Source organism: Ruania albidiflava DSM 18029 (assembly GCF_000421225.1).
Lineage (GTDB): Bacteria > Actinomycetota > Actinomycetes > Actinomycetales > Beutenbergiaceae > Ruania > Ruania albidiflava.
Genome location: NZ_ATWL01000001.1, coordinates 47,939 through 71,729, shown reverse-complemented (window position 1 = coordinate 71,729; position 23,791 = coordinate 47,939). Strand labels below are relative to the sequence as shown.

Sequence of the window (23,791 nt, the reverse complement as noted above, 5' to 3'; positions counted from 1 at the left end):
TGGGCTGGGCAGCGTGCGACCCGCTAGCGTGGAAGCAGCCAGTTCGGAACCGAGGAGGACCATGACCACCGTCTTCAGCCGCATCATCGCCGGGGAGATCCCGGGCCGGTTCGTCTGGTCCGACGACCGGTGCGCCGCCTTCCTGACCATCGAACCCCTGCAGCCCGGGCACGTGCTGGTGGTCCCGCGGGAGGAGATCAGCCACTGGGTGGACCTGCCCGCCGACCTGGCCGGGCACCTGTTCGCCGTCGCGCAGACGATCGGCAAGGCCCAGCAGCAGGCGTACGACCCGGCCCGCATCGGGTTGCTGATCCAGGGGTACGAGGTGCCGCACGCGCACGTGCACGTCTGGCCCAGCCGTTCGGCCGCCGACTTCGACCTCGGCGCCACCAGCCCCGCACCGGCCGAGGAGCTGGACCAGGCCGCCGAGACGGTCCGGGACGCGCTCCGCGCAGCCGGCCACGGCGCCCAGGTGCCGACCAGCTGAACCTAGGGCCGCACCACCGGCCCGGGCGAGCCGGACCGACCACCCCAGGCTCCGCCGTCGACCTCTATGCTCAGGGGATGGCCACGATCATCGTCCTCACCGAGGAAGCCCTGCGTGCTGACGACATCAGCAACATCCTGGGGTTGCATCCCGACGCCACCTTTCACGTGCTGGTGCCGGCGGACACCTCGAGGAACCTGGTCTCGGACTTCATCAACCACCTGTCCCTGTTCGAGCTGCGGGAAGCATGGGAGTCCCTCACCCACCGGCCCGGTGCCGACGAGGCCAAGCAGGAGGCCGGCGAGGCACTGCAGCTCTCCCTGCAACGGCTCACCGAGGCCGGGGCGGTGGCGGACGGGCACGTGATCGCCGACGACCCGCTGCCGGCCCTCACCCAGGCGGTGAACAACCTGCGTGCCGACGAGCTCGTGGTGGTCACCCGGCCGCACGCTGTGGAGGACACCTTCCACGCCGACTGGGCCTCCAAGGCCCGCGAGGAGCTCGGCCTACCGGTGCTGCACCTGTACGCCGGCACCAACCGGCTGGGCTAGCGCCAGCACCCCCACCGGGTCGTCATGCTGAGGGTGCGCTAGGGCGCACGCCCAGCATGAGGACCGGACGTGGGGTGGTCAGAAGCCGGAGTCGGTGGGCCGCCGGTAGTAGCGCCACAGCCCGCGCAGCTGGTTCACCTGCGCCAAGACCCGGTACCACCACCGTTTGAGGTTGCGATCGGCGGCATAGGCCAGCGGGTGCACCGCCCGGCGGCGGCGCAGCACCGCTCGCACCCGGTGCAGCAGTGCGCGGTCGCGCACGTAGCGGCCGAGCACGAATGTGGGGATGTAGGCGTACACCCCCGGTCGGGTGGCCCGTTGGGTGGGCAGCGCGGTGTCGGTGACGAAGTCCGCCACCACGCTCCGTGCCGCGGACGCCCCACCGACGCCGGCGTAATAGTGCGAGCGGCCCGGCCGGGGGTTGATGTCCAGCAGGTAGGCCACACCGGTGCGGGAGTCCACCTTGAAGTCCACACTGGCGAACCCGCGGTAATCCACCGCTTCCAGCACCGCGCGCACCGGTTCGATCAGCTGCTCGTCGTAGTCGACCATGATGATCGCTGAGTTTCCGATGAAGGTCGGCTGGTGCATGGCCAGCAGCACCTGCCCGGAGGCCGCCATGGTCAGCTGGCCCCGGCGGTCCCGGTAGACGTTCACCACCCGGTTGTAGGTGTCGTCGCCGAGGACGAGCTGCTGCAGCAGCATCGTGCCGGTGTACCCGGTGGCGGCGATCCGGTGCAGCTCGGTGACCAGCTCCTCGGCATCGTCCAGGCGGTAGACCTTGCGGTGCCCGGCGAAGTCCAGCTCCTCGAACTCTGCACCGGCGAACGGCTTCATCACGATCGGGTAGGTCAGGCCCTCGGCAGCCTGCCGCCAGGCCTGCTCACCGGCACCCGGTTCGACCGGCACAGTGGCCGGCGCCGGGATGCCGAGCTCGGCGAGCACCCGGTACATCGCGGTCTTGTCCGCCAACCGGGCGACCGCCGCCGCATCGGCGTAGGGGACCACGTAGTGCTGCTCCAGCTGCTCCCGGTGCGCCAGCACGAAGGCGAGCTGGTGGTCGGAGTTCACCAGCAGCACGTGGGTGCTCCCCGGCTCCTGCGCGGCCACGTTCTTCAGTGCGCTGAGCGTGTCCTCCTCGCTGGAGTCGGCGCCGGTGAACACGTTCTGCAGGATGGCCGAGTCGTTCACCGGGCCGCGGGGCAGCTCGCTGACCACCACCGAGGTCACCCCGAAGGTCTCGTGGAAGGAGCGGGCCATCGCGTAGATGCCCAGGTCGGTGCCGAGCAGCACCGGCCGCAGCCTGGTCGAGCTCATCCGGTCGGGATCCTCCTAGCGTGCGCGGGCCGCGGTGAGTCTACCGGCTCCCCTCGGCGCGCCCTGCCGGTCCCGGTCAGGTGGGCGGCTTAGCCTGTACACGTGAACGTGCAGCGCACCCCGGTCGCGCCTCCGGACTTCGAGGCCGCCTTGCTGAGCCTGCGCGGGCACCGGATGCGCCCTGAGCTGCGCCTGGAGGAGATCCCGCCACCCACTCGCATCGCGCCCTACGCCCTGGCCCTGACCGGTGAGGTGAACCCGAGCGACGACCCGGAAGAGATGCTCGGCTCGGGACGGTTCGTGGTGCTCTACGACCCGGAGGGCCAGGAAGCGTGGAACGGGGAGTTCCGGGTGATCGTGATGGCCCGGGCCACCCTGGAGGACGAGTTCGCCGCCGACCCGATGCTCGGCGAGGTCGGCTGGTCCTGGCTCACCGACGCCCTGGAGGCCCAGGACGCCGGGTACCACTCGCTGTCGGGAACGGTCACCCGGGTGCTGTCGGAGACCTTCGGCGGGCTGGAGCTGCGTTCCGGTGAGGTGGAGATCGAGATCCGTGCCTCCTGGACGCCCAACTCCACCGACCTGGCACCGCACCTGCGGTCCTGGGCGCTGATGACCTGTCAGGCGGCCGGGCTGCCGCCGATCCCGGACAACGTCAGCCCGTTGAAGCCGAAACGATGAGCTCAGCACGCACACCGGAGACCGACCAGGAACTGACGCCACTGACCGAGCCCGCCGATGGGCTCACCGGGGTGGTGGACACCCCGCAGGCGCTGGCCGAGACCGTCTCCTCGTTCGCCGCCGGCACCGGACCGGTGGCGGTGGACGCTGAGCGCGCCTCCGGCTACCGGTACGGGCAGAGCGCCTACCTGGTGCAGCTGCGCCGGGAAGGCGCCGGCACCGCCCTGATCGATCCGCAGGCCCTGCCCGACCTGAGCGCCTTGTCCGAGGTGATCGGTACCGCGGAGTGGGTGCTGCACGCCGCCAACCAGGACCTGCCCTGCCTGGCCGAGGTCGGGATGCGCCCGGGTGCGCTGTTCGACACCGAGCTCGGCGCCCGGCTGCTCGGCTACCAGCGGGTCGGGCTCGGCACGATGGTCGCCGAGGAGCTCGGCCTGGAGCTGGCCAAGGAGCACTCGGCCGCCGACTGGTCCACCCGGCCGCTGCCGGAGGACTGGCTGCGCTACGCCGCCCTGGACGTGGAGGTGCTGGTCGAGCTGCGCACCAAGCTTGCTGCCGAGCTCGCCGAGGCCGGCAAGCTGGAATGGGCCGAGCAGGAGTTCGAGGCCGTCCGCACCGCCCCGCCGCCCCCGCCGCGCCGAGACCCGTGGCGGCGGACCTCGGGCAGCCACCAGGTTCGCGACGGACTCGGCCTGGCGATCGTGCGCGAGCTCTGGAACACCCGGGACGCCCAGGCCCGTGCCGCAGACATCGCCCCCGGCCGGGTGCTCACCGACGCTGCCATCGTCGCCGCTGCCGTCGCCCGCCCGGACACGATGGCCGAGCTGGGCAGGTTGCCCGGGTTCCGCACGAAGAACGCGGCCCGGCGGCTGCGCACCTGGTTCGAGGCGCTGCGGCGGGCCACGGCCCTGGATCCCTCCAGCTACCCCTCCCGGCGGGCACCGGTCTCGGACAGCCTTCCCCCGCCGAAGGCGTGGCGGGACCGCAACCCCGAGGGTGCGGAGCGCCTGGTGGTGGTGCGCAGCACGGTACGTACCATCGCCGAGGAGCTGCACCTGCCGCAGGAGAACCTGCTCACCCCGGAGTACCAGCGCCGCCTGGCCTGGTCGCCGCCGCGCCGGATCTCCGCCGAGGCTGTGGCAGAGAGCCTGCACGAGCTCGGCGCACGGGACTGGCAGATCGAGCAGGTGGCCGACGCGCTCAGCCACCAGCTCCTCGACGCCGCCCCCTGACCCGCCCCCACCCCACCACCCCGCGGCTCCCACCCCGGGTTGAAACGATTCGGGCGATACTTCGCCCGTGCGGACGTGCTCCGCGGTATCGCCGCGGCGCCGCAGGTATCGCTTCACCCGGTCCGCGCACCGGTCAGCACCCTGGCGGTGCACGTACTACAGTGGTACCGAAAGTACCTAGTACTCGCAGTCTCACTGAGGTGACCGGGAGGTCCTGATGCCACTCCTCGGCCGTGACGTCGTGCTCGTTGACGCACTTCGCTCCCCCTTCGGCCGCGCCAAGCCCGACGGCCTGTACGCGCACACCCGCGCTGATGACATCGCCACCGCGGTGGTGCGGGACCTGCTCCGCCGCCACCCCGAGCTTCCGCCGGAGAAGATCGACGAGGTCGCCATCGCTGCCACCAGCCAGGTCGGCGACCAGGGACTCACCCTGGGCCGGACCGTCGGGCTGCTCGCCGGCCTGCCCGGCGAGGTGCCCGGCTACGCCATCGACCGGATGTGCGCCGGGGCGATGTCCGCCGTCACCTCGGTGGCCGCCCAGGTGGCCGTAGGGGCGGCGGACGCCGTGCTCGCCGGCGGGGTGGAGCACATGGGACACCACCCGCTGGGCAAGGACGCCGACCCCAACCCCAGGTTCCTCACCGAACGGCTCGTCGCCTCCGACGCCCTGGTGATGGGCGCCACCGCGGAGAACTTGCACGACACCTACCCGGCACTCACCCGCGAGCGAGCGGACGCCTACGCCGAAGCCTCCCAGCGCAAGTACGCCGAGGCCCTCGCCGCAGGCCACATCACCCCCGACCTGGTCCCGGTCGGCGTACCCGATCCGGAGCGCGGCTGGGGCCTGGCCACCGCCGACGAACCACCCCGCCCCGGCACCACTGTCGCGGGTATGGCCGACCTGCCCACTCCGTTCCGCCCCGGTGGGCGGGTCACCGCCGCCACCTCTTCCCCGCTCACCGACGGCGCTACCGCCGCCCTGCTCACCTCCGCCGACCTGGCCGCCGAGCTCGGTCTGGCCCCCCGGGCCCGGCTGGTCTCCTACGCCTACGCCGGGGTGGACCCGGCGCTGATGGGCCTGGGCCCGGTGCCGGCCACCCGCAAGGCGCTCGACCTGGCGGGACTGAGCATCGAGGACCTCGGCCTGATCGAGATCAACGAAGCCTTCGCCGTCCAGGTGCTCGCCTTCCTGGACGCCTTCGACATCCCCGACGACGACCCGCGCATCAACCCCTACGGCGGTGCGATCGCGGTCGGCCACCCGCTGGCCGCCTCCGGCATCCGGCTGATGAGCCAGCTCGCCCGCCAGTTCCAGGCCCACCCTGAGGTCCGCTACGGCCTGACCACCATGTGCGTGGGTCTGGGCCAGGGCGGCTCGGTGATCTGGGCCAACCCGCACCACGCCGAGGAGAAGGAGAACCAGCGATGACCGAGCGGATCACCCGCGCCCTAGTCCGAGACGTACAGCTGGAGGACCTGGGCACCCTCGCCCTGATCACTCTGGAGAACGGCGCCGGTCCCACCAAGCCGATCACCTTCGGCCCCGAGGGCATGGCCGAGCTGCGTACTGCGCTGGAACGGCTCAGCGCGCGCGCCGAGGCCGGTGAGATCGTCGCCGTGGGCGTCACCGGCAAGCAGTTCCACTTCGCCGCCGGGGCCGATCTGCACGAGGCGGCCCAGCTGACCACCCCGGAGGCGGCTCGGCAGATCGCCGAGATGGGCCATGAGACCTACGCGATCCTCGCCGACCTGCCGGTGCCCACGTTCGCCTACATCGGTGGCGTGGCCCTCGGCGGCGGGCTCGAGCTGGCGCTGGCCTGCGACTACCGCACCGTCTCGTCCGCGGTCCGCGCCGTGGGCCTGCCGGAGGTGTTCCTCGGGCTGATCCCGGGCTGGGGCGGCACCTACCACCTGCCCCGGCTGATCGGCATGGAGAACGCGCTGCAGGTGATCATCACCAACCCGTTGCGCAACAACACCCAGCTCAAGGCTGCCCAGGTCGGCGAGCTCGGCATCGCCGACGCGGTGCTCGACTCGGCGGACTTCCTCGCCGAGTCCCTGCGGTTCACCGTCAGCGTGCTCCGCGGCGACATCACCCCCGAGCGCCGCGAGCCCACCCCGGTCGACGAGGCGAAGACGATGATCGGCGCCGCCCGCCAGCAGGTGGACGCCCGCCTGCACGGGGCGGCACCGGCTGCCTACCGCGCCCTGGACCTGCTCGAGGTATCTGCCACCAGCGAGCGGGCGGAGAGCTTCGAGGCGGAGAACGTGGCGCTGGCCGAGCTGATCTGCTCCCCGCAGTTCGCTGCTGGTGTGTACGCCTTCGACCTGACCAGCCGTCGAGCCAAGAACCCGGCCGGCGCCCCGGAGGCGGACCTGGCCCGACCGGTGCGCAGCATCGGCGTGGCCGGGGCCGGGCTGATGGCCTCCCAGCTGGCCCTGCTCTTCGCGCGCCGGATGCAGGTGCCGGTGATCATGCGCGACCTGGACGCCGAGCGCACCGAGCGTGGTGTCGGCTATGTCAGCGCCGAGCTGGACACGCTCGTGGCCAAGGGCCGCATCGGCGAGGCCGAGGCCAACCGGATCCGCTCCCTGGTCTCCGGCACCACAGACCTCGCCGACCTGGCCGAGGCGGACCTGGTGATCGAGGCGGTGTTCGAGGAGCTGAGCGTCAAGCAGCAGGTCTTCGCCGACCTGGAGCAGGTGATCCGCCCGGACGCCGTCCTGGCCACCAACACCTCGGCGCTGTCCATCACCGACATGGCCGCGCACCTGGCTCATCCCGAGCGGGTGGTCGGCCTGCACTTCTTCAACCCGGTCGCCCAGATGCCGCTGGTGGAGGTGATCCGCACCGAGCGCACCGACGACGCCACGTACGCAACGGCGTTCACCGTCGCCAAGGCCTGTCGCAAGTCGGCCATCGCGGTCGCCGACGCGCCCGGGTTCGTGGTGAACCGGCTGCTGGTGCGCCTGCTCGGTGAGGTGCTCGGCTCCCTGGAGGAGGGCACCGACGTCACCGTGGCCGACCGCGCGCTGCGGCCGATGGGGCTGCCGATGGGCCCGTTCCAGCTGCTGCAGCTGGTCGGCCCGGCCGTGGCCGGGCACGTGCTGGACACGCTGCGTGAACAGCTCGGGGACCGCTACCCCGACTCCCCCGGGCTGCAGCAGATGATTGCCGACGGCGCCCCGTTCGTCATCTTTGAGGGTCGCCCCAGCGCGGGGTCCCCCGTCGATCCGCAGATCGCCCGGTACTTCGGCTCCCGTTCCGAGGTCGGCGGGCAGGACGAGGCCGCGCTGCTCGCGCGGGTGCAGCAGGCACTGGCCGACGAGGTCCGGATGATGCTGGACGAGCAGGTGGTGGCGGAGAAGGAGGACATCGACCTGGGCATGATCCTCGGCGCCGGTTGGCCGTTCCACCTCGGCGGGATCACCCCGTACCTGCAGCGCGAGGGTGCGCTGGCATAGCCGATCTGGTCGTGCTCGCCGGGCGGCAGCACCCGGCGGGCACGACACGGCGATCTCACCCCGACAGCACGACCCCGGTCGAGGCCATCACCTGGCCCAGAGCGACCAAGCACAGCACCCCGTAACCGACCAGTACCGCCGGAACCACGACGCGCGAACGACGGCGCCCAAACAGCAACACCACACCCGCGCTGAGACCGTAGCCCGCGCCGATTCTCAAGCTCCACCCAAGACCCGCTGCAATCCGGTCCGCAGCAGTGCACGGGGGCAGCTCGCCGGACCCGCCGACCGCCGAGCACACCGCATCCATCGGCACGATCGCGACCCAGAGCAGCAGCAACGTACCGACGCCGAGGCCGCTCAGGCCGATCAGCCCAGCTCGCACCCGGTGCTCGGGCTCGGTCTGGGTACCCATGCAGGCCTGGTCAGCGGGCGGGGGCGCTGGCGTAGTCGCGGCGCGGCATCGCGCGGTGGTCCGGTTCGAACAGGCTGGGCTGCGGGGGTGCGTGCGTGGGGTCCACACCGTCGAACAGGCTGGAGACCGACTCCCCCTCGTGCACCCGCCGGATCGCCTCGGCGAACAGCTGGGACACCGACCGCGCGGTCAGCTCGTGCCAGTCCGGCGGGGCCGGCACCGTGTCGGTGGTGACCACCTCGGTGATCATCGGGTGCCCGCTGAGCCGTTCCTGCGCCGACCCGGTGAACAGGCCGTGCGTGCACGCCACGCTCGCCCCGGTGGCGCCGTCCGCCGCCAGTCGCTCGAGCAGGGTGACGATCGAGCCGCCGGTGGCGATCTCGTCGTCGAGGATGATCGCCCGCTTGCCGGCCACGTCACCGACGATCGCGTCGATCACCACCCGGTCGTCGGCCATCCGCTGCTTCGACCCGGCCGCCACCGGTAGCCCGAGGAGCCGGGAGAACTGGGTCGCTTCCTTCGCATTGCCCAGGTCCGGGGAGACCACGATCGAGTCCGTGAGGTCCTGCTCCCGGTAGTGCTCGGCGAGCACCCCGAGCGCGGTCAGGTGGTCCACCGGCACGGAGAAGAACCCGTGCACCTGCGGGGCGTGCAGCGTCATCGTCAGCACCCGGTCCACCCCAGCGGTCTGCAGCAGGTCCGCCACCAGGCGTCCACCGAGGGAGATGCGGGAGGCGTCCTTCTTGTCCGAGCGTGCGTAGGCGAAGTGCGGGATCACTGCGGTCACCTGCGCGGCCGACGCGCCGCGGGCGGCATTCACCATCAGCAGCAGCTCCATCAGGTGGTCCTGGGTGGGTGGCACCAGCGGCTGCACGATGTACACGTCCCGCTGCCGGCAGTTGCTCAGCAGCTGGGACTGCAGGCAGTCGTTGGAGAACCGGGACGTGCGGGAGGGGGCGACCGTCAGCCCTAGCTCCGCGCAGATGCTCCGCGCCAGCGCCGGGTGGGCACTGCCGCTGAAGACCACGATGTCGTTCGTGTCATCCCACCGGCCGGCGTGACGCATCCGGCCTCCCTTCGCGTCGGCGACTGCTGGGCACATGCTAGCTCCCGGACCCGGGTGCTGGGGGCGCGATGACTCCTGCGGCCGCGGAGAGGGCGGCCGGTCGTACGGTGCCAGGGCCGGACTAGGTGCCGGTCGCCACGCGCGCCGGGGTGACGGTGGCCCAGTCTTCCGGGGTAGGTGCTGTCTCCGGGGCGCGCTCGTCCCACCCGTGCGCGACGACCTCCTCCTGCTCGGCCCGCGCCACCCAGGCGGCTCGGGCAGCGTCTAGCTCGGCGAGGAATGCGTCCGCATGCTCGGCCAGCAGCGCGATCCGTGCCTCGTCCCGGACGATCCAGCGGAAGTCGCGGCGCAGCGTGTGCCGGTGCTCCACCACGAACAGCACTCGCTCGCAGCCAGTGACGTGCAGCTGCCACTGCAGCTGGTCGGCATAGGTGCGAGCGGCACTGTCCAGGTCCGCCACCGAGGTCTTGATCTCGGCGATGGAGTGCTCCCCGATCCCGTCCGGGGTGGCCAGGTGCCGCTCGTTGCGACCGATGCACAGAGCACCGCTGGGGGCGATGCCGAACCGTTGGTGCACCCAGGCAGCGATCACCGGCTCGCGTTCGATGCCGTGCGCGAACTGCGGCAGCCGGGGCAGCGTACGCCCGGAGAGCTTCTCTGCCAGCAGCCGCTGGCGCTGCTTGCTCACCTTCCCCCGGCTGGTGACCAGCCGGCGGGCATCGGTAGCGGTCACGCCCCACAGCCGAGCGCGCAGCCACGCCACCCGGTTCGCTGAGGAGATGACACCGCCGCCCGGGTCACGGGCGAAACGGTAGCTGGGCACGGCCCCCACCCTAGGACCCGGTCAGCCAGCCGGTGGCGCAGGCACGCCGCAGCTGTCCCGGGTACCCGCCCAGACCCGCAAGGCGCGTGTCACCGACACGGCGTAGGCTACGTGCGGGACAGCTGGGAACGGACATGGACGTCACCGAGCGCGTGCGACGGGCGCGTATGGCTTACTCGACCTGCCAGTGGTCGGTGGCCCGCGCGGAGCTGCGCCGTGCCCGCGACCAGGAGGCGCTGGATCCGGACACGCTCTCGCTGCTGGCGATGTGCGAGTGGTGGCTCGGTGAGGTCCCCAGCGCCGTCACGCTGGCCGAAGAGGCATTCCGGGCACAGCTGACAGCCGGTCGGGTCGAGGCCGCCGCCCGCGGAGCGCTGGACCTCGCCCTGATCAGCTACACCGCCGGCGAGGCCGGCCTGGGGTCGGCCTGGTTCGCCCGTGCGCGGCGCGCACTAGCGGGGCGAGAACGTTCCGTGGCCGGCGGCTACCTGGTCTACGCCGAGACGGTCAGCCGGTTGGAGACCGACGGGGAGCTGACGGCCGACGGCGGCGGCGCCGAAGAGGCAGCCCAGGCCGCAGCCCAGCTGACCACTCTGGCCGAGACCTTCGACGACCCGGCACTGCGCGCCTTCGCCGGGGTGCTGGCCGGTCTGTCCGCGGTCCTGCACGGTCACGTGCAGGAGGGTTTCGACCTGCTGGACGAGGCGATGCTGACCGCAGTAGGTGGGCGTCTGCCGGCGATGTGGGCCGGGGACGTGTACTGCAGCGTGCTGCACCTGTGCGAGGCGCTCGGGGACCTGAACCGGATGCGCCGGTGGACCGACGCGATGGAAAGCTGGGCCTCACCCCTGTCTCGCCGATTCACCTACTACGGCGTCTCCCGGGTGCATCGACTGCAGCTGAGCAGCGCCGAGGGCGACTGGGACCGGGTGGTGGCGGAGCTGGACGACCGCAGCCGCAGCCTCGCCCCGGCCCACGGCTGGGTAGCCGGCGAAGGATTCCGTGAGCTCGGGGACGTGCGCCGGCTGCGGGGCGATGTCGCTGGCGCGAAGAGCGCATATGCCGCCGCCCGCGACCTGGGCATCGACCCCCAACCCGGGCCCGCCCTGCTCACCGCCGCCGCAGGTGATGGGTTCGGGGCCCTGGCCCAGCTGCACGCCTCGCTTGCCACCCGGCGCCGGTTCGAGGGTGGTCGACTGCTGCTTGCGGGCGTGCACGTGGCGGTCCTGGTGGGTGCGCTCCCGGATGCGCGGAGCTTCGCCGAGCGACTGACCGCGATCGCCCAGTGGTACGACAGCCCCGGTCTGCGCGCCCGCAGCGCACACGCCCACGCCGCTCTGGCCCTTGCCGCCGGTCAGCCAGAGCAGGCCCTCACCCGGCTCGGCGAGGCACTGGAGGTATATCGCCAGCAGCGCTACCGCTACGGCGTCGGATCGGTGCACGAGCTGCTCGCCCGGGCCCACCTGGCACGCGGGGAGCGGGGCCCTGCTCGCGCCGAGCACGCTACCGCCCTGGCCGTGTACCGCTCCCTGGGGGCTCAACCGGACGTCGACCGGCTCACCGGCCGGGGGCGGACGCCTGGTGGGCTCACCGGCCGCGAGCTGGAGGTGCTCGCTGCGATCAGCGCGGGTGCCACCAACAAGCAGGTTGCCAGCGAGCTGGTGATCAGCGAGAAGACGGTCGGTCGGCACCTGGCGAACATCTACCGCAAGCTGGAGGTGTCCAGCCGCACCGCGGCCGCAGCATGGGCGCGCCGGCACGGCATCGGCAGCTGAACCTGCTCGCCATGTCGGAACAGGTCCTGCCCAGTCCCCTGGCCGGCCTGCACTGTCTGCCCCATCTGCGCTGGCACACGTTGGTGTGTTCGCCCGATGCCGGCCGCGACCCGAGGCACCTAGCGTCGTCCCATCACCGGTGCAGCCCGCACCGGACCGAGACGAAGAAGGCGAGCCCCATGCTTCGCGAACACACTGACACCCCACCCGCACCACCAGACCCGACCCTCCAGGACGCTACCGCCCGGATGCTCCAGGTGATGGAAGGCGGGTCCCTGGCCCTGCTCGTGGCGCTCGGCCACGACACCGGACTGTTGCGTACGCTCGGTGACCTTCCGCCGTCGACCTCGGCCCAGATCGCCGATGCCGCCGGTCTGCAGGAACGCTACGTCCGGGAGTGGCTCGCTGCCGCGACCTGCGGCAGGCTCATCTGCTACCAGCCTGGAGAGGGCACCTACCGGCTACCGCCCGCTGCTGCGGCCGTCCTCACCGGCGACGGGGCGGACAACCTGGCCCGAAGTCTGTCCATGCTCGGCGAGCTCACCCGGGTGCTGCCCCGGGTCCGGGACTGCTTCAGCACGGGCGGCGGCACCGGCTACCGGGACTACCCCAGGTTCCAGGAAGCGATGGCCGAGGAGAGCGCAGCCGTGCACGACGCCGCACTGATCGACCACATCCTGCCCGTCACCGACCGGACCGACCAGCTCGAAACCGGGATCGACGTGGCCGACATCGGCTGCGGGCGAGGCCATGCCGTCAACCTCATCGCCCAGCGCTACCCACACAGCAGGGTGACCGGCTACGACTTCCTGCCCGAACCGCTCGAGGTGGCCCGCGCCGAGGCCGCCGCGATGGGTCTGACCAATGCTGAGTTCGTCTGCCGGGACGCCGCCCACCTGGAGGCGCCGGGCCAGTTCGACCTGGTCACTGCGTTCGACGCCATCCATGACCAGGCCTACCCGGACCGCGTGCTGGCCGAGATCCGGCGCAGCCTGCGCCCTGGAGGTGTGTTCCTGATGGTCGACTTTCGTGCCTCCAGCAACCTCGAGGAGAACGTCGAGCTGCCCTGGGGTGCGTACCTGTACACCGTGTCCCTGCTGCACTGCATGACGATCTCCCTCGGCCAGGGCGGTGCAGGGCTGGGCTCCGGATGGGGTACTCAGCTGGCCACCCGGATGCTCGGTGCGGCGGGGTTCACCGACGTGCAGACGACCACTCTGGACTCCGACCCGTTCAACGTGTACTTCCGAGCCGTGGCCTGAGCCCTGCGCACTACGGCCAGACGGGCGACCAGGACCGGGTCGACCAGCGGGTGGCAGCCCGGCAAGGATCTGTGCTCTCCTGCGGCAGGACCGAATAGGCTAGGGCTCATGCGAATGTTGCCCGGCCACCACAGCGGACACGACCTCACCTACGGGGACGTGTTCCTGGTCCCGTCCTACTCCCAGGTCTCCTCCCGGTTCGACGTCGACCTGACCACGAGCGACGGTACCGGCACCACCATCCCGGTGGTGGTCGCGAACATGACCGCGATCAGCGGCCGCCGGATGGCCGAGACCGTCGCTCGCCGCGGAGCCATGGCGGTGCTCCCCCAGGACGTGCCGTTGGACCAGGTGCAGCGCACCATCGGTGAGGTCAAGGCCGCCCACCCGGTGCTGGAGACGCCGGTGACCGTGGACCGCGAGGACACGGTGCACACGGTGCTCACCCTGATCGAGAAGCGTTCCCACGGGGCGGCGGTGGTCGTCGACAGCGGCCGTCCGGTGGGTGTGGTCACCCGCTCGGACTGCCAGGGCGTGGACCAGTTCACCCAGGCCGGCCAGGTGATGACGCCCGAGCCGACGGTGCTGACCCTGGACGTGCTCACTGGTCCGGACGCGCTGGAGAAGGCCTACGAGGCGCAGGAGGCTGCCCGCCGCCGGTTCGCCCCGGTCGTGGACGCCGACGGCCGGCTGGTCGGGGTGCTGACCAAGACCGGCGCGCTGCGCTCCTCGATCTATGCCCCAGCGGTGGACGACGCGGGCCGGCTGCGGGTGGCCGCCGCCGTCGGCGTCAACGGCGACGTCGCTGCACGCGCGCGTGGCTTGCTGCAGGCCGGGGCGGACACTCTGGTGGTGGACACCGCGCACGGGCACCAGTCGAAGATGGTCGACGCGCTGCGCGCGGTGCGCTCCCTGGACCCGCAGGTGCCGGTGGTGGCCGGCAACGTGGTCACCGCCGAGGGGGTCAGCGACCTGGTGGAGGCCGGAGCGGACGTCGTCAAGGTCGGGGTGGGCCCCGGGGCTATGTGCACCACGCGGATGATGACCGCGGTCGGACGGCCGCAGTTCTCCGCTGTGCTGGAGTGCGCCCAGCGGGCCCGGGAGCTGGGTGCGCACGTGTGGGCCGACGGCGGTATCCGGCACCCCAGGGACGTCGCCCTGGCCTTGGCTGCTGGGGCGTCCCAGGTGATGGTCGGCTCCTGGTTCGCTGGCACGTACGAGTCCACCGGGGACCTGCACCACGATGCCGACGGCCGCGCCTACAAGGAGAGCTTCGGGATGGCCTCGGCACGTGCGGTGGCCGCCCGCACCTCGGCGGACGCCACGGCGTTCGCCCGGGCCCGCAAGTCGCTGTACGAGGAGGGCATCTCCTCCTCCCGGATGTACCTGGACCCGCACCGGCCGGGGGTGGAGGACCTGCTGGACCACATCACCGCCGGGCTGCGGAGCGCCTGCACCTACGCCGGCGCCGCGAGCATGGCGGAGTTCGCCGACCGGGCGGTGATCGGGCTGCAGTCCGCCGCCGGCTACGACGAAGGCCGACCGCTACCGGCCGGCTGGTGACCCGCGGATGACGCTCGACGAACCGACCACCGGGGTCGGAGACGATCACGGCGTTCGCCCGCTGCTGCCCTATGGTTCCTGGCCCGGTCCGATCAGCGCTGCCGACCTGGCCACAGGGTCGCGCGCCCTGGGCGAGGTCGCCCTGGACGGCGGCGACACGTACTGGACCGAGTCCGACCCGGCTGCCGGCGGTCGCACCCTGCTGGTACGCCGCCGCGCGGACGGGACCGTGGACCGGGTGCTCTGGACCGGCCGGGACGGCGCCCGCGAACCGGTGCCGGTACGCACCCGGGTGAACGAGTACGGCGGTGGCAGCTACGCACTCACCGCCACCGGTGTGGTGCTCTCCGCGCACACCGACGACCGCCTGTACCGGATCGACCGGGCTGGCGACGGCTGGGCCGAGGCGGTGCCGCTGGTGCCCGAGGACGGACGCCGGTACGCCGACCTGGAGGTGGATGCCCAGCGGGAGGTGCTCTACGCCGTCGCCGAGGACCACGGCGGGCCTGGTGCCTTCCGCACCGATCCGACCACGACGCTGGTATCCGTACCGCTGGACGGTTCCGCGGCCGAGGACCCGCAGCTGGTGGCTACCTTGGTCCGGGATGAGGACTTCGTCGCTGCACCGCGGCTCAGCCCCGACGGTGCGGTACTTGCCTGGATCGCCTGGTCGCACCCGGACATGCCCTGGGACGCCGGACGCCTGCACGTCGCCTCGGTGACCGACGGCGGGGCCCGGCTGGTGCACCGCCGCAGGGTCGCCGGCGGTGACCGGGTGTCGGTGGCCGAACCGGTGTGGACCGCTGACGGTGACCTGGTGCACGTCGACGACCGCACCGGCTGGTGGAACCTCTACCGCACCGAGCAGCGCGACGGAGAGGTCCGTACCCGGCACCTGCACCCGGCGGAGGCAGAGTTCACCGTGCCGCAGTGGCAGCTGGGCACCCGCACCCTGTGCGTGCTGGACAGCGACCACCTGATGGCCGCCTACACGGTGGCCGGGCGCCGGCACCTCGCGGCGGTCCGTACTGCCAACGGTGCCCTGGAGGCGTGGGACGGACCCTGGCAGCCGGTCGGCTCCCTTGCCGCCGGGGACGGGCGGGTGGTGTTCGTCGGCAACCGGGACGACGGTCCGTCCGCCGTGGTGGAGCTGGACCTGGGCCGGGGACAGGTGAACGTGCTCCGGGCGAGCACCGACCTGACCGTGCCCGCGGAGACGGTTTCCGTGGCCGAGGAGGTCATCTGGGCCTCCCGCACCGGGGACGCCTACGGGTTCTTCTACCCGCCGGCCGGCACTGCACAGGCCCCCGCCGGTGAGCTACCGCCGCTGCTGGTGATCTCCCACGGCGGACCCACGGGCATGTCCCTGCCCGGGTTCGATGCCGGTATCCAGTTCTGGACCAGCCGTGGGTTCGCGGTGCTGGACGTGAACTACACCGGCTCCACCGGCTACGGCCGGGCCTACCGGGACCGGCTCCGCGGCCGCTGGGGTGTGGTCGACGTGGCCGACTGCGCCTCCGGCGCCCAGGCTCTGGCCGACCGCGGGCTGGTGGACCCGGCGCGGATGGCCATCCGCGGCGGTAGTGCCGGCGGGTTCACCACGCTCGCAGCGCTGACGTTCACCGACACGTTCGCCGCCGGCGCCAGCTACTACGGCATCGGCGACCTGGAGGCGCTCGCCGCGCAGACGCACAAGTTCGAGTCCAGGTACCTGGACCAGCTCGTCGGCCCCTACCCGGCCGAGCAGGCCACCTACCGGGACCGCTCCCCGATCCACCATGTCGCTTCCCTGACGGCGCCGATGATCATCTTCCAGGGCACCGAGGACCGGGTGGTGCCGCCGAACCAGGCCGAGGAGATGGCCGCTGCGGTGCGCAAGGCCGGGCACGAGGTCGAGGTGCACCTGTTCCCTGAGGGCCACGGGTTCCGCAAGCCGGAGAGCACCGAGCGGGCACTGACCGCCGAGCTCGCCTTCTACGGCCGCGTGTTCGGCTTCAGCCCCGCCTGACCGGGCACCCGCCGCACCCCCGCGCACCCCACCACCGCGTGAATCCATTCACTCGGCACCTGGCCCGATGGCTCGTGCTCCCCGGTCACCACTCCCCGGCCCCGGTGCCGAGCCGGCCGAAGGCGGCTGGATCCCGTCGGCCCGCCACCACCTCCGAACCACCCGGTCAGCGGCTACGCCAGGCACGCGACTGAACTGCTGCTGCGATCTCGCGGCCGTGGGTGGCGAGTATGCTCCTGACCTCATGAGACCGCAGCCTCCCGACGCCGCGCCCGGTGACGTCCGGCCGCTCGGTCCCGAGGAGTTCAAGCGCTGGTACGGCGGGTGGGCTCCTCTGGATCCCACCACCATCGCGGACTTCATGACCGGGTTTGATCGGCCCTGGTGGATCATCGGCGGGTGGAGCCTGGAGGCCTTCACCGGCATCCATCGCGATCATGAGGACATGGACATATCGATCCTGTCCAGCGACGCCGAAGCGTTCCGCCTCTTCCTCGGCGGCCGGTGGACGAACAAGCGCAATCCGGATCACACGGAGGATCTCGACGACGTCACCTGGGTCGCCGCGGACGGCCTTCGGTACCAACGGCCGGAAGTCACTCTGATGTTCAAGGCTGCCCAAGTGCGGGAGAAGGACCGACACGACGCCCATGTGCCCCTGCCGCGTCTGGACGAGGGGGCGCGCAGCTGGCTCCGGCAGGCCGTTGCCCGTATCGACCCGCACCACGAGTGGGCACACCTGCGCTGAGGCAGCCCGCCTCGCGCGCTGGAAAGATTCACTCGGCACCTGGCCCGATGGCTCGGGACCGGGGAGCACGAGCCATCGGGCCACGGCACGAGCGGCCCGGAGCGTGGCGGCAGCGCACCCGGGAAACACAGCGGCGCCCCGCCGGCCCGGCCCACCGGACCGACGGGGCGCCTCCGTCGTGGCCTGCCGGTCAGGCAGCCACCAGCTGACGCAGCACGTACTGCAGGATGCCGCCGTTGCGGTAGTACTCTGCCTCACCGGGGGTGTCGATGCGCACCACGGCGTCGAAGGCCACCGTAGATCCGTCTTCCTTGGTGGCGGTGACCTGCACCGTCTCCGGCGTGGGGCCGTCGTTCATCGCGGTCACCCCAGAGATGTCGTAGGTCTCCGTACCGTCCAGACCGAGGTCGTCGGCGCTCTTGCCCTCGGGGAACTCCAGCGGCAGCACGCCCATCCCGATCAGGTTCGACCGGTGGATCCGCTCGAAGCTGGTGGCGATCACCGCTCGCACACCGAGCAGCAGGGTGCCCTTGGCCGCCCAGTCCCGCGAGGAGCCGGAACCGTACTCGGCACCACCGAGCACCACCAGCGGGATGTCCTGGGCCTGGTAGTCCTGTGCGGCGTCGAAGATGGTGGCCTGCTCACCGGTGAGGAAGTTCTTGGTGAACCCTCCCTCCACACCGTCCAGCAGCTGGTTGCGCAGCCGGATGTTGGCGAATGTGCCGCGGATCATCACCTCGTGGTTCCCACGCCGGGAGCCGTAGGAGTTGAAGTCCTTGCGCGCCACCCCACGCTCGGCGAGGTACTTGCCCGCCGGCGAGTCCGGCTTGATCGAACCGGCCGGGGAGATGTGGTCGGTGGTCACCGAGTCGCCGAGCTTGGCCAGCACCCGGGCACCAGAGATGTCGGCCACCGGCTCCGGCTGCACGCCCATGCCCTCGAAGTACGGGGGCTTGCGCACGTAGGTGGACTGCGGATCCCAGGCGAACGTGTCGCCCTCCGGAGTGTCCAGGGACCGCCAGTGCTCGTCACCGGCGAACACGTCCGCATAGTCGGAGGTGAACATCTCGCGGCTGATCGAGGAGGTGATCGTCTCCTGCACCTCCTGCGGGCTGGGCCAGATGTCCTTGAGGAACACCTCGGTGCCGTCCTCGCTGGTGCCCAGCGGCTCGGTCTCGAAGTCGAAGTCCATCGTGCCGGCCAGCGCGTAGGCGATCACCAGCGGAGGGGAGGCCAAGTAGTTCATCTTCACGTCCGGGTTGATCCGGCCCTCGAAGTTCCGGTTCCCGGAGAGCACGGAGACCACGGCCAGGTCGTGCTCGTTGACGACCCTCGAGACCTCGTCCGGCAGCGGACCGGAGTTACCGATACAGGTGGTGCAGCCGTAGCCCACCAGGTGGTAGCCGAGCTTCTCCAGGTAGGGCCACAGGCCCGCCTTCTCGTAGTAGTTGGTCACCACCTGCGACCCCGGTGCCATCGAGGTCTTCACCCACGGCTTGACCTGCAGCCCCTTCTCCACCGCGCGCTTGGCCAGCAGACCCGCGGCGAGCATCACCTCCGGGTTGGAGGTGTTCGTGCACGAGGTGATCGAGGCGATCGCCACCCGGCCGTGGTCCAGCTGGTAGGTGGAGCCGTCCGCGGCGGTCACGTCGACGAGCTTGTGGGCCCGCTTGGACTCGCGTACCGGTGAGCTGCTGGACCGCCCCAGCGGTGAGGACTCCTCGTGCGCGTCGTGCGAGGGCGAGTCCGAGGCCGGGAAGGTGTCCGCGAGCTCTTCGTCCACCGGGCTCTTCTCGATACCCTGCCCGTCCAGCACGTAGTTCTTCAGGTCAGCGTGGAACTGCTCCTTGGCCCGGGTCAGCTCGATCCGGTCCTGCGGGCGCTTCGGCCCGGCGATCGAGGGCACCACCGTGGACAGGTCGAGCTCCATGTACTCCGAGAACTCCGGCTCGGTGTAGTCCTCGGACCCCGGAGCCAGCCACATGCCCTGCTCCTTGGCGTAGGCCTCGACCAGCTGCACCTGGGACTCGTCCCGGCCGGTGAGGCGCAGGTAGTCCAGGGTGACGTCGTCGATCGGGAAGATCGCGGCGGTGGAGCCGAACTCCGGGCTCATGTTGCCGATGGTGGCGCGGTTGGCCAGCGGCACCTCGGCCACACCCTTGCCGTAGAACTCCACGAACTTGCCCACCACCCCGTGCTCACGGAGCATCTGGGTGATGGTCAGCACCACATCGGTGGCGGTCACACCGGAGGGGATCTCACCCTTCAGCTTGAAGCCGACCACCCGCGGGATGAGCATCGAGACCGGCTGGCCGAGCATCGCCGCCTCGGCCTCGATCCCACCGACGCCCCAGCCGAGCACACCCAGCCCGTTGACCATCGTGGTGTGCGAGTCGGTACCCACCAGAGTGTCCGGGTAGGCGCGCAGCACACCATCTACCTCCCGGGTCATCACCACCCGCGCCAGGTACTCGATGTTCACCTGGTGCACGATGCCGGTGCCCGGCGGCACCACCTTGAAGTCGTCGAACGCGGTCTGGCCCCAGCGCAGGAACTGGTAGCGCTCGTGGTTGCGCCGGTACTCGAACTCCACGTTCCGCTGGAAGGCGTCGGCGCGGCCGAACACGTCGATCTGCACCGAGTGGTCGATCACCAGCTCGGCCGGAGAGAGCGGGTTGATCGAGGCCGGGTCGCCACCGAGCTCGGCCACGGCCTCACGCATCGTGGCCAGGTCCACCACGCACGGCACACCGGTGAAGTCCTGCATCACCACGCGCGCAGGGGTGAACTGGATCTCCGTACTGGGCTGAGCCTGCGGGTCCCAGCCGGCCAGCGCGCGCACGTGGTCGGCGGTGATGTTGGTGCCGTCCTCGGTGCGCAGCAGGTTCTCCGCCAGCACCTTGAGGCTGTACGGCAGCCGGTCCAGACCCTCGACGGCGCTCAGCCGGTAGATCTCGTAGTCCTTCTCGCCCACCCTCAAGGTGCCCTTGGCGCCAAAGCTGTCGACGGTGCTCACAACCACTCCTCGGCTCACTGTGCGGGCCTGTGCCGGGTACTACCGGTACTTGTGAAAGCCCTGCGTCAGATAATTATCTCGATGTCGAGATATCTTATCGCACCCCGTTGTCCGGCGCGACCGACGCGCCGGGTTCCAGCACGGCCACGCACTCCACGTGGTGGGTGTGGCAGAACAGGTCGAAGCCGGTCAGCCCGGTCAGCTCGTACCCCTGCTCCCGCGCGTAGCCGACGTCCCGAGCCAGGGCTGCCGGGTCGCAGGCCACGTACACGATCCGCCGTGGCCGCCACCTCGTCAGGTGGGCCATCACCGCCTCGCCGGCACCCCGCCGGGGCGGATCCAGCACGACGACGGCGGGCCGGGGCAGCGTAGCCAGCGCACCTTCGGTCGAGCTCTGGTGCAGCACCACCTGGCCACGGGTGTGGGCGTTCCTGCGGGCGTTGCGGCCCGCACGGGGATCGGCCTCCACCGCGTGCACAGTGCCCCGGTCCCCCGCTGCGTCTGCCAGCGGCAGGGTGAGCAGACCGGCACCGGAGTACAGGTCCAGCACGGTCTCCCCGGTCTGGACGTCGGCTGCTGCCAGCACGGCGGCCACCAGCACCGCTGGCGCCAGGCGGTGCACCTGCCAGAAACCAGCCGCATCCACCCGGTAGCGCCACTCCCCCGCACCCGGGAGCTGCACCCGTTCGGTGACCACCCTGCGGTTGCCGTGCAGCGGTGCACCGTCGAGCAGCACCAGCGGTTCACCGGTGCTCGGCGCTACCGCTTCGATCCGCTGTCCCGGTCGCCACCGACGCCGGCGCAGCTCCTCGAGGTCGATACCCGGTGCAGCCAGCGGCATCTGCGCTACGGGCAGCACCTCGTGGCTGCGGTACCGGTACATCCCCGGGCGACCAGCGCCGTCGGCGACCAGATCGATCCGGGTGCGGTACCCGAGCCCGCCACGCTGCTCCTCCCCGGGGGCGTGCCGCACCACCAGGCCGGCACGGGCCGGGTGCTCGGCCGGCAGCCGGGCGATGCGGGCGAGCGCGTCGTCGACGACCGATCGTTTCCAGTCCAGCTGGCCGGACAGACTGACGTGCCCCAGCTCACCGCCGCCCACGCCGCCCGGACCGGCCTCCGGCCACACGGTCGGCACCCGCTGCGGGGCAGGGTCGAGCACGTCCACGGTCTCCGCCCGCCAGTGCCCCTTCTTCCGGGTCTCGGTCAGTCGGGCTCGCACCCGTTCCCCGGGGATCGCATGGCGTAGGAACACCACACGCCCCTCCAGCCGGGACAGGCAGTGCCCGCCGTGCACGGCAGGTCCCGCGGTCAGCTCCACCAGGTCGGGCACGGCTCAGTCCAGCGTCTCGGGTTCGGCGGAGGCCAGCTGCCAGGGCACCGAGGCCATCACGACACCGGGCATGTGCAACAGCCGGGCCTTGATCCGGGCAGTGCTGCGGTTGTGCAGCAGCCGCTCCCACCAGCGGCCGACCACGTACTCCGGTACGTACACCACCACCAGGTCCCGTGGTGAGGTGCGCCGGATGGTCTTGACGAACTCCACCACCGGGCGGGTGACCTCCCGGTAGGGCGAGTCCAGCACGGTCAGCGGCACCGGCACCTCGAGGGCGTCCCACTGCCGGCGCAGCTCGGTGACCTCCTCGGCGTCCACGGCCACGGCGATCGCCTCCAGGGACGAGGGTCTGGTCGCCCGGGCGTAGGCCAGTGCCCGCATGGTCGGCTTGTGCACGTTCGAGACCAGCACGACGGCGTGCACCCGGCTGGGCAGGGCCCTCGCCTTGGACACGTCGCGCACAGCCAGCTCCTCGGCGACCAGGTCGTAGTGCCGGTGCACGAACCCCATCAGCACGAACAGGGCGGCCATCAGCCCCAGTGCGATCCAGGCACCGTGCGTGGTCTTCGTGAGCACCACGACCACCAGGACGATCCCGGTGAGCACGAACCCGAACGCGTTCGTGGCCCGGGCGCGCAGCATGCTCGCCCGTTCCTTGGCGGCCACCACCGTGCGCAGCCGGGCGTTCCAGTGCTTGACCATGCCGAGCTGGCTGAGCGTGAAGGAGACGAACACCCCGACGATGTACAGCTGGATCAGCCAGGTCACCTCGGCATCGAAGAACCAGATGAGTGCGATCGCCGCGACCGCCAGGGACAGGATCCCGTTGGTGAGCGCCAACCGGTCGCCGCGGGCGTGCAGCTGCCGGGGCAGGTAGCCGTCCTTGCCGAGCACAGAGGCCAGCTGGGGAAAGCCGTTGAACGCGGTGTTCGCGGCGAGCAACAGGATCAGTGCCGTGGCGCCGCCGACCACGTAGAACAGCCAGGGGGCGGGGGCGAACACGGCGTTGGCGATCTGCCCGACCACCGGCGTCTGCCGGAACTCCTCCCCCGGGAGCTCACCGTCGATCAGCAGCTGGGTGCCCGGGTCGGTGACGATCCGCACCCCGGTGGCCTGGGCGAGACCGAGCACGGACAGCAGCATCGCCGCCCCGAGCAGGCCGAGCAGCACCAGTGTGACGGAGGCGTTGCGTGCCTTGGGACGGCGGAACGCGGGCACACCGGTGCTGATCGCCTCCACACCGGTGAGCGCGACCGCCCCGGAGGAGAAGGCGCGCAGCACCAGGAAGCCCCCGGCCAGGCCGAGCAGCCCCTGCTCGTACCCGGCGGCGGGCAGCACCTCGTACCCGGCGCTGGCCGCCTGCTCGATCGTGCCGGTGGCCCACTGGATACCGCCCACCAGCGCCATCGTGCCCATCGCCGCCAAGAACAGGTACACCGGGATCGCGAACATCCGGGGCCGGCGGCTGCCCCGCACGTTCACCAGGGTGACCACGGCGACCATGGCAGTGGCGATCCACTCCTCGTGACCGCGCAGCACCGGGACGATGGTGACCAGGTACTGCGCCCCCGAGGACAGGGAGACGGCCACAGTGAGCACGTAGTCCACCAGCACCGCCGAGGCGACCGCCAGACCGGCCTTTGCTCCGAGGTTCTCGCTGGCCACCTGGTAGTCGCCACGACCGGTCGGGTAGGCGCGCACCAGGTGCCGGTAGGAGGCGACCACAGTGAGCATGACCGCCACCACCGCCACCCCCACCCACGGGGAGACCACATAGGCGGCGGTGCCGGCCAGGGCGAGGGTGAGCAGGATCTCGTCCGGGGCGTAGGCCACCGAGCTGAGCGCGTCAGAGGCGAACACCGGCAGCGCGATCCGTTTCGGGAGCAGCGGACCGCCGGCCCGGTCGCTGCGTACCGGTCGGCCCACCAGGATCCGCTTGGCAGCGTCGGCGAGATCGGGCACGCGGCCATGCTACGCGGGCCGGACCGGCAGGGCGTGCTGAGCGCTGCGGCGCGGTGGCGGCTGGCTGCGTGTAGCGTCTGT

General features: G+C 71.3%; 18 protein-coding genes. 11 read left to right on the top strand and 7 right to left on the bottom strand.

The genetic code is table 11. The annotated features are described in order from the left end of the window. Positions 1-61 precede the first annotated feature (61 nt). Positions 62-487 (top strand): HIT family protein, encoded by a 426-nt coding sequence (locus tag K338_RS0100310; protein WP_022916191.1) that lies wholly within the window; start codon positions 62-64, stop codon positions 485-487. Positions 488-564: 77 nt separating this feature from the next. Beyond that, the gene (locus K338_RS0100305; protein WP_022916190.1) at positions 565-1,038 is read left to right on the top strand and encodes a hypothetical protein; all 474 of its coding nucleotides are present in this window, start codon (positions 565-567) and stop codon (positions 1,036-1,038) included. A gap of 78 nt (positions 1,039-1,116) precedes the next feature. Here the strand turns inward: K338_RS0100305 and K338_RS0100300 are convergent, their stop codons facing one another. After that, positions 1,117-2,355: a carboxylate--amine ligase gene (locus tag K338_RS0100300; protein WP_022916189.1), complete on the bottom strand. Its 1,239-nt coding sequence runs from the start codon at positions 2,353-2,355 to the stop codon at positions 1,117-1,119. Positions 2,356-2,457: 102 nt separating this feature from the next. Here K338_RS0100300 and K338_RS0100295 point away from each other — a divergent pair, with 102 nt between their 5' ends. From K338_RS0100295 to K338_RS19570, 4 genes are all read left to right on the top strand, one after another. Then, a complete protein-coding gene (locus tag K338_RS0100295; protein WP_022916188.1) occupies positions 2,458-3,036 on the top strand; it encodes a DUF3000 domain-containing protein in 579 nt (192 codons plus the stop codon). Beyond that, complete coding sequence (locus K338_RS19575) at positions 3,033-4,268, top strand: HRDC domain-containing protein (RefSeq protein WP_022916187.1); 1,236 nt, start codon at positions 3,033-3,035, stop codon at positions 4,266-4,268. The genes K338_RS0100295 and K338_RS19575 overlap by 4 nt, the downstream gene beginning before the upstream one ends. Before the next feature lie 217 nt (positions 4,269-4,485). Next, positions 4,486-5,700, top strand: a complete 1,215-nt coding sequence (locus K338_RS0100285; protein WP_022916186.1) for a thiolase family protein — start codon at positions 4,486-4,488, stop codon at positions 5,698-5,700. Beyond that, positions 5,697-7,736, top strand: a complete 2,040-nt coding sequence (locus tag K338_RS19570; RefSeq protein ID WP_022916185.1) for a 3-hydroxyacyl-CoA dehydrogenase NAD-binding domain-containing protein — start codon at positions 5,697-5,699, stop codon at positions 7,734-7,736. Before K338_RS0100285 ends, K338_RS19570 begins: the two co-directional genes overlap by 4 nt. 55 nt (positions 7,737-7,791) lie before the next feature. On the opposite strand, the gene K338_RS0100275 is transcribed toward K338_RS19570, so the two are convergent. From K338_RS0100275 to K338_RS24190, 3 genes are all read right to left on the bottom strand, one after another. Further along, positions 7,792-8,151, bottom strand: coding sequence for a hypothetical protein (locus K338_RS0100275; protein ID WP_022916184.1), 360 nt, complete (start codon positions 8,149-8,151; stop codon positions 7,792-7,794). A 10-nt stretch (positions 8,152-8,161) separates the two neighbouring features. Then, on the bottom strand, positions 8,162-9,217 hold the full coding sequence (locus K338_RS19565) for a ribose-phosphate diphosphokinase (RefSeq protein WP_022916183.1): 1,056 nt from the start codon (positions 9,215-9,217) through the stop codon (positions 8,162-8,164). 121 nt (positions 9,218-9,338) lie between these two features. After that, positions 9,339-10,040, bottom strand: a complete 702-nt coding sequence (locus K338_RS24190) for a YqaJ viral recombinase family protein (RefSeq protein WP_022916182.1) — start codon at positions 10,038-10,040, stop codon at positions 9,339-9,341. Between the two features lie 167 nt (positions 10,041-10,207). On the opposite strand from K338_RS24190, the gene K338_RS0100260 reads away from it, so the two are divergent. The 5 genes from K338_RS0100260 (at position 10,208) to K338_RS0100240 (ending at position 17,396) form a co-directional block, all read left to right on the top strand. Continuing rightward, entirely contained in the window at positions 10,208-11,815 is a 1,608-nt protein-coding gene (locus K338_RS0100260) for a helix-turn-helix transcriptional regulator (RefSeq protein WP_169579500.1), read from the top strand. A gap of 179 nt (positions 11,816-11,994) precedes the next feature. Beyond that, positions 11,995-13,077 (top strand): class I SAM-dependent methyltransferase, encoded by a 1,083-nt coding sequence (locus K338_RS0100255; RefSeq protein WP_022916180.1) that lies wholly within the window; start codon positions 11,995-11,997, stop codon positions 13,075-13,077. A 108-nt stretch (positions 13,078-13,185) separates the two neighbouring features. Next, positions 13,186-14,640, top strand: coding sequence for a GuaB1 family IMP dehydrogenase-related protein (locus K338_RS0100250; RefSeq protein ID WP_022916179.1), 1,455 nt, complete (start codon positions 13,186-13,188; stop codon positions 14,638-14,640). Between the two features lie 7 nt (positions 14,641-14,647). Continuing rightward, positions 14,648-16,648 (top strand): S9 family peptidase, encoded by a 2,001-nt coding sequence (locus K338_RS0100245; protein WP_022916178.1) that lies wholly within the window; start codon positions 14,648-14,650, stop codon positions 16,646-16,648. A 244-nt stretch (positions 16,649-16,892) separates the two neighbouring features. Then, positions 16,893-17,396 carry a nucleotidyltransferase domain-containing protein gene (locus tag K338_RS0100240; protein ID WP_022916177.1) on the top strand — a complete coding sequence of 168 codons (504 nt, stop codon included), beginning with the start codon at positions 16,893-16,895 and terminating at the stop codon, positions 17,394-17,396. 190 nt (positions 17,397-17,586) lie between these two features. On the opposite strand, the gene K338_RS0100235 is transcribed toward K338_RS0100240, so the two are convergent. From K338_RS0100235 to K338_RS0100225, 3 genes are all read right to left on the bottom strand, one after another. Continuing rightward, positions 17,587-20,412 carry an aconitate hydratase gene (locus K338_RS0100235; RefSeq protein WP_022916176.1) on the bottom strand — a complete coding sequence of 942 codons (2,826 nt, stop codon included), beginning with the start codon at positions 20,410-20,412 and terminating at the stop codon, positions 17,587-17,589. Between the two features lie 94 nt (positions 20,413-20,506). Then, positions 20,507-21,745 carry a class I SAM-dependent RNA methyltransferase gene (locus K338_RS0100230; protein WP_022916175.1) on the bottom strand — a complete coding sequence of 413 codons (1,239 nt, stop codon included), beginning with the start codon at positions 21,743-21,745 and terminating at the stop codon, positions 20,507-20,509. A gap of 3 nt (positions 21,746-21,748) precedes the next feature. Beyond that, positions 21,749-23,710: an APC family permease gene (locus K338_RS0100225; protein ID WP_022916174.1), complete on the bottom strand. Its 1,962-nt coding sequence runs from the start codon at positions 23,708-23,710 to the stop codon at positions 21,749-21,751. Positions 23,711-23,791 lie beyond the last annotated feature (81 nt).